This is a genomic window from Streptomyces sp. YS-3, from assembly GCF_045257485.1.
Classification (GTDB): Bacteria; Actinomycetota; Actinomycetes; order Streptomycetales; family Streptomycetaceae; genus Streptomyces.
Map to the genome: position 1 here is coordinate 1 of NZ_JBJHPC010000460.1, position 5,757 is coordinate 5,757.

Genomic DNA, 5,757 nt, shown 5'->3' on the forward strand with positions numbered 1-5,757 from the left:
GTCCCTGGCGGGGGACGCGGCCCGGGGCGCGGCGGCGCTGGTGGTGGAGGCGGTGCTGGACGATCCGGCGGGGTGGGCGGCGGGCTGAGCGAGGCGCCGGGGCGCCCCGCCGCCCGGCCGGGCCGGACGCCGATCCCTCAGCGCACCCCCATCAGATGCTCCAGCGCCAGCTGGTCCAGCTGCTCGAACGCCATCCCCCGCGCCCCCGCCGCCTCCGCGTCGAAGTCCTCGAAGGCCGCGCGGTCCCCGAGCAGTGCGGCCAGGCCGTCGTCGGCCGTCGGCCGGGCGAGGTCGTCCAGGCGGGACGCCCGCAGCGCCGCCCGCACCTCCGGGTCGGCGCGGAACGCCGCCGCACGCTCCCGCAGGATCAGATAGGTGCGCATGTTGCCCGCCGCCGACGCCCACACCCCGTCGGCGTCCTCGGTGCGCGGCGGCTTGAAGTCGAAGTGGCGCGGGCCCTCGTAGCCCGCCGACTCCAGGAGGTCGACCAGCCAGAACGCGTCGCGCAGGTTGCCCGCCCCGAACCGCAGGTCCTGGTCGTACTTGATGCCGGACTGGCCGTTGAGGTCGATGTGGAAGAGCTTTCCGGCCCAGAGCGCCTGCGCGATGCCGTGGGTGAAGTTGAGCCCGGCCATCTGCTCGTGCCCCGTCTCGGGGTTGACCCCGACCAGCTCCGGCCGCTCCAGCCGTTCGATGAAGGCGAGCGCGTGCCCGACGGTGGGCAGCAGGATGTCCCCGCGCGGCTCGTTCGGCTTGGGCTCTACCGCGAACCGCAGGTCGTAGCCCTGGCTCACGACGTACTCGCCCAGCAGGTCGAAGGCCTCCTTCAGCCGGTCGAGCGCCACCCGGACGTCCTTGGCGGCCCCGGACTCCGCGCCCTCGCGCCCGCCCCACGCCACGTACACCCGGGCGCCGAGCTCCACGGCGAGGTCGATGTTGCGGATCGTCTTGCGCAGCGCGTACCGCCGGATGTCCCGGTCGTTGGCGGTGAAGGCGCCGTCCTTGAAGACGGGGTGGGTGAAGAGGTTGGTGGTGGCCATGGGGACCGCGAGGCCGGTGGCGTCCAGGGCCGCGCGGAAGCGCTTGACGTGGGCGTCGCGGTCGGCGTCGGACGCGCCGAACGGGATCAGGTCGTCGTCGTGGAAGGTCACCCCGTACGCGCCGAGCTCGGCGAGCCGGTGGACGGTGGCGACCGGCTCGAGCGCGGGCCGGGTCGCGTCGCCGAACGGGTCGCGCCCCTGCCAGCCGACGGTCCACAGACCGAAGGTGAACTTGTCCTCGGGGGTGGGTGTGTAGCGTTCCGTCATCGTCGTGTCCACCTCGGTGCGGGGCACCCAAGGGCCCCGGATGCTATTTGTTTACTGACCTGACGAATATGACATGATCGCTGCTGCTTCCGGAACCCCGGACGGTCATCTAATTTGTTCCAGGCGCGCGCAAATATGTCCGGCGCGTCCGTACGCTTCGAATTCCGCAGGAGAGGGGTGCCGTATGCCGCAGGCCCCGGTCGTCATCGGGGTGGACAGCTCCACCCAGTCCACCAAGGCCCTGCTCGCCGACGCGGAGACCGGACGGACGCTCGCCGTGGGCCGCGCCCCGCACCGCGTCGACGGCTCCGCGGGGGCGCGCGAGAGCGACCCCGAGCAGTGGTGGCGGGCACTGGGCGAGGCGGTCCGGGCCGGGCTGAAGGAGGCGGGGGTGCCCGCCTCCGCCGTCACCGGCATCGCCGTCGCGGGCCAGCAGCACGGCCTGGTTGTCCTGGACCGCGACGGCCGTCCGCTGCGCCCGGCCCTGCTCTGGAACGACACCCGCTCGGCCCCGCAGGCCGCCGCCCTCACCGGTGCGCTCGGCGGCCCGGACGCGTGGACCGCGCGCACCGGCTCGGTGCCCGTCGCCGCCGTGACCGCCGCCAAGTGGCGCTGGCTGCGGGAGAACGAGCCCGCGCACGCCTCGGCCGCCGCCCGGGTCCGCCTCCCCCACGACTTCCTCACCGAGCGCCTCGCCGGGGCCGCCGCGACCGACCCCGGGGACGCCTCCGGCACCGGCTGGTACGCGACGGCCACCGGCGCCTACGACCCCGTACTGCTCGACCTGCTCGGTCTGGACGCCGCTCTGCTGCCCGAGGTCGCCCCCACCGGCGCCACCCGGGTGGGGTCCCTGACGGCGCGGGCCGCCGAGGCGCTCGGGCTGCCCGCCGCCACCGCGGTCGCCGCCGGGACCGGGGACAACATGGCCGCCGCCGTGGGGCTCGGGCTCGGCGGCGCGGGCCTGCTCAACCACCCCGTCCTCAGCCTGGGCACCTCCGGTACGGTCTTCGCCGCCACCCGCACCCGTCCCGCCTCGCGCGAGCTCTCCGGGTTCGCCGCGACCGACGGCACCTTCCTCCCGCTCGCCTGCACCCTCAACTGCACGCTCGCGGTGGACCGGATCGCGGCCCTGCTCGGTCTCGGCCGCGAGGAGGCCGAGCCCGGCGGCGAGGCGGTGCTCCTGCCGTACCTCGACGGCGAGCGCACCCCCGACCTGCCGACCGCCGCCGGGCTGCTCACGGGGCTGCGCCACGCCACGACCGGGCCCCAGCTCCTGGGCGCGGCCTACGAGGGCGCGGTCTTCACCGCCCTGCGCGCCCTCGACGACCTGCTGCGCGCGTGCGGGCTCGACCCGGCGGACCCGGGCGCCGCCGGCCGGCCGCTGCGGCTGATCGGCGGGGGCGCCCGCGGCCGTGTCTGGGTGGAGACCGTGCGCAGGCTCTCGGGCCGGCCGCTCCTGGTGCCCCGGGCGACGGAGCTGGTCGCGCTGGGCGCCGCTGCCCTCGCCGCGGCGGCGGTCACCGGCGCGGACCCGGTGGCGACCGCCGCCGCCTGGGGCACCGGCGAGGGGACCGCGCTGGAGCCGGTCGCCCGTGACACGGCCGCCTGGGAGCGCATCGGCGCCGTCCTCGACCGGGCGGCGCCGGTGCTCGGCTGACCGCGGCCCTCAGCGGGGCCGCGCGTTCACCGGCTCTGGCGCAGCAGCTCGGCGAGGGCGCTGTCCATGTCGAGGTCCTGGTTCTCGGCCTCGGCGGAGACCACCGCGTAGGTGAGGAGGAGGAAGCGGCGCAGCGCCGCCGTGCCGAACTCCAGGAGCGCCGTACCGTCCGGGGAGCGCAGCTCCACCACGGTCCGGGCCGGGTCGAGCGGCCGTACGTGCACATCGCCGGTGCCGGCCGGGGCGCGCAGTCCCCGGTCGATGAGGTTGCGGGCGAAGACCCAGGTCACGCCGGTGTCGTCCAGGGAGACCTGGGCGGGGAACAGCATCCGGACCGCCAGCGGGTCGGCGGCGTCGTAGGTGAGGGTGACGGGGACGGGGACGCCGTGGGGTGCGTCGGTGACGAGGCGGGCCAGGACGGACTGTTCGACGGTGGTGGACATCGACTCGCTCCTTGCTGCCACTCCCGATCTGTGACCCGCATCACATCATCTCAATAGTCGCACATTCAACACCTTGCCTGGGATTTCGTGCGAAAACCCCGAAAGGGCCCGGCGGACCGGGGGCCTGGCACCACCCCCGCCCGGGGCCCAGCCCTCCTGACCGCGACCCCGTGCCGGGCGGACGATCGTGACCCACGGATCGCACGGACGGCAGAGCAGGGGGCTGGGACATGAACGACCACACACGGCGGAACGTACTGCGCGGCGCGGCGGGCGCGGCGGCGGCAGGGGTGCTGGCGGCACACGGCGGGACGGCCGCGTCCGCCACCGCGCGCAGCGCCCCGCGGACCGCGGCGCCCGCCGCCGTGAAGCAGCCGTTCCTGCACGGGGCCTTCGCGCCCGTCACCGAGGAGCTCACCGCCTTCGACCTGCCCGTCACCGGCCGCGTCCCCCGCTCGCTGAACGGGCGCTATCTGCGCACCGGCCCCAACGTCCTCGGCCTGGAGGACCCCCGCGCCCACCACTGGATGCTGGGGGACGGCATGGTCCACGGGGTGCGGCTGCGCGACGGGCGGGCCGAGTGGTACCGCAACCGGTGGGTCCGCTCGGCCGCCGTCAGCCGCAAGCTCGGCGAGCCGCACCCCGGGCCGGTCCCCGAGGACGACTTCGCCTGCAACACCCACGTCATCCCGTACAAGGGCCGCATCCTCGCCCTCCAGGAGAGCGGGCCGCTGCCGTACGAACTGGACGGCGAGCTCAACACCCTGGGCGGTTACGACTTCCGCTCCTCACTGAGCGGCGCGTTCACCGCGCACACCAAGTACGACGTCCACGCGGACGAGCTGCACGCCATCGCCTACTACCCGACCTGGGACCATGTGCGCCACCTCGTCGTCGACCGGACCGGGCGGGTGGCCCGCACGACCCGGATCCCCGTCGCGGACAGCCCGATGATGCACGACTTCGCGCTCACCGAGCGCCATGTGGTGCTCTTCGACATCCCCGTCACCTTCGACGCGGCGGCGGCCGGGGCCGGCGCGTCCGTCCCGTACGTGTGGAACGACCGGCATCCGGCGCGGGTGGGCGTGCTGCCGAGGAGCGGAGGGAGCGTGCGCTGGTTCGAGATCGACCCGGTCTTCGTCTCGCACACCCTGAACGCCTACGACGACGGCTCCTCGGTCGTGGTCGAACTGACCACCTTCCCGGCGCCCTTCCAGGTCGCGGGGCGCGGCAGCGACGGACCCACCGCCCTGGGCACGGCCTCGCTGGACCGCTGGACCATCGATCTGGCGCAGGGCCGGGTGCGCACCGGGCGGCTCGACGACCGGCCGCAGGAGTTCCCGCGCGTCAACGAGTCACTGGTCTCCCGGCGCCACCGGTACGGGTACACGGCGGCGTGCGCCGAGATGTCCACCGCCTATCTGACCGCCGACGGCGTGCCACCGGACCGCTCGTTCGGCAACGCGCTGATCAAGCACGACTTCCTGCGCGGCACTTCGCAGTCGCACCGGCTGCCCCGGGGCGCCGCCGTGGGCGAGGCGGTGTTCGTGCCCGCGCACGGACCGGACCCGGACCCGCGGGCGGCGGAGGACGACGGCTACACACTGGCGTACGTCCACGACCCGCTGCGGGGCGCCGCCGATCTGCTGATCCTGGCGGCGCAGGACTTCACCGGGCGTCCGCTCGCCCGTGTCCACCTGCCGGGGCGGGTTCCGCTGGGCTTCCACGGGAGTTGGGTGGCGGACGCCTGAGCCGGGTGCGGGGCGTGCTCAGCCGCCGAGCTGGCCGAGCATGCCCATCACCGAGTTGACCGCGCTGTGCAGCGAGGGGGCCGCCGCCGTATCGGCGAAGTAGAAGCCGAAGCCGGCGCAGGTCAGCGCGTGGGACAGCTTGGTGCCGCCTTTGCGCCAGAGGAAGAACGAACCCGCGGCCAGCGCGAGCATCAGAGGAAAGTGCACGGAGGGCAAGGTGCTCACCTCGTGACCCCGAGAGAGTCGAATACCGTTCCGCCGCTCCTGGGCGGCGATGCGGTGGAAACCACCTCCGCCACGGTACGACCACCGCTCACCCGGCGCCACACGAGCATTACGTCGTGTCATACCCGCAGGTGAGAGGCCGTAGATCACCGGGCCGTGGCGACCACCAGACGGCAGCGGGGACTTCCGTCGGGGCGCCTGCCGAGCTCCTCCAGCGCGTACAGGTCCACCTGGAACCCCGCCCCCGCGAGCTCCGCGCGCAGGTCGGCGAGCCGGAAGTCCCGGTAGTACATGACGAAACGGGGCCGCCACAGCGCGTTGCGCACCCGCATCGCCGCGTCGAAGCCGAGCAGCGCCCAGTAGCCCGGGGAGCC

At 74.4% G+C, this 5,757-nt stretch carries 5 protein-coding genes and 1 pseudogene; 2 read left to right on the top strand and 4 right to left on the bottom strand.

The window, feature by feature from the left end; translation table 11 throughout:
- Positions 1 to 137: 137 nt before the first annotated feature.
- Positions 138 to 1,307: a xylose isomerase gene (xylA, locus tag ACJA3G_RS28135; RefSeq protein WP_406555850.1), complete on the bottom strand. Its 1,170-nt coding sequence runs from the start codon at positions 1,305 to 1,307 to the stop codon at positions 138 to 140.
- A gap of 184 nt (positions 1,308 to 1,491) precedes the next feature.
- Here xylA and xylB point away from each other — a divergent pair, with 184 nt between their 5' ends.
- Positions 1,492 to 2,964, top strand: a complete 1,473-nt coding sequence (xylB, locus tag ACJA3G_RS28140) for a xylulokinase (RefSeq protein ID WP_406555846.1) — start codon at positions 1,492 to 1,494, stop codon at positions 2,962 to 2,964.
- A gap of 26 nt (positions 2,965 to 2,990) precedes the next feature.
- On the opposite strand, the gene ACJA3G_RS28145 is transcribed toward xylB, so the two are convergent.
- A complete protein-coding gene (locus tag ACJA3G_RS28145; protein ID WP_406555847.1) occupies positions 2,991 to 3,407 on the bottom strand; it encodes an SsgA family sporulation/cell division regulator in 417 nt (138 codons plus the stop codon).
- Positions 3,408 to 3,637: 230 nt separating this feature from the next.
- Between ACJA3G_RS28145 and ACJA3G_RS28150 the strand changes: the two genes are divergently transcribed.
- A complete protein-coding gene (locus ACJA3G_RS28150) occupies positions 3,638 to 5,158 on the top strand; it encodes a carotenoid oxygenase family protein (protein WP_406555848.1) in 1,521 nt (506 codons plus the stop codon).
- Between the two features lie 18 nt (positions 5,159 to 5,176).
- Here ACJA3G_RS28150 and ACJA3G_RS28155 read toward each other — a convergent pair whose 3' ends face one another.
- Both ACJA3G_RS28155 and ACJA3G_RS28160 read right to left on the bottom strand, forming a co-directional pair.
- A complete protein-coding gene (locus tag ACJA3G_RS28155) occupies positions 5,177 to 5,365 on the bottom strand; it encodes a hypothetical protein (protein WP_406555849.1) in 189 nt (62 codons plus the stop codon).
- 164 nt (positions 5,366 to 5,529) lie between these two features.
- A pseudogene (locus tag ACJA3G_RS28160) lies at positions 5,530 to 5,757 on the bottom strand (SAM-dependent methyltransferase); the annotation flags it as partial.

Bases quoted from the DNA above. Each gene is read 5' to 3' on its own strand.
- xylB (WP_406555846.1), top strand. From the start codon at position 1,492: ATGCCGCAGGCCCCGGTCGTCATCGGGGTGGACAGCTCCACCCAGTCC.
- ACJA3G_RS28145 (WP_406555847.1), bottom strand. From the start codon at position 3,407: ATGTCCACCACCGTCGAACAGTCCGTCCTGGCCCGCCTCGTCACCGAC.
- ACJA3G_RS28150 (WP_406555848.1), top strand. From the start codon at position 3,638: ATGAACGACCACACACGGCGGAACGTACTGCGCGGCGCGGCGGGCGCG.
- xylA (WP_406555850.1), bottom strand. From the start codon at position 1,307: ATGACGGAACGCTACACACCCACCCCCGAGGACAAGTTCACCTTCGGT.